This window comes from Bartonella sp. AP4SXKL (genome assembly GCF_042195845.1).
GTDB lineage: Bacteria > Pseudomonadota > Alphaproteobacteria > Rhizobiales > Rhizobiaceae > Bartonella.
On sequence record NZ_JBHIPA010000084.1, the window covers coordinates 1 to 323 of the forward strand.

Annotated in this window: 1 protein-coding gene; it reads right to left on the minus strand. The window is 44.6% G+C overall.

The window, feature by feature from the left end:
* A partial coding sequence (locus ACFIMI_RS09800) for a DUF935 family protein (protein ID WP_375692546.1) occupies nt 1–323 on the minus strand: 323 nt, incomplete at both ends.

A 323-nucleotide genomic window follows, 5' to 3' on the forward strand; every position in this document is an offset into this window, starting at 1 on the left:
AGTCCTCTTCCCAGTCACTTAAAGCTTCTTGTGAAAGCCGGTCCAATTCGTCGTGATATTTCCCACCCTTCTCTTTTGCACCCTTGCTCTCTCTTGTCACAGAAACATCAAAAACACCTCCACAATCAGCACAAACATGAGCCTTTTCTCCCCTCTCATCATCAAGCGCATTATCAGGAGCCTTTAAAACATCCTCTTCCTTTTTTGGTTGCGAAAAACCAATCTTATTGCGCACTTCTTGCGCCCCAACACGCAAACCCAAGGGCACAAGTTTTTCCAGTGCATCACTAATCGCTTTAATATCTTCATTTTCCGAAATCGGC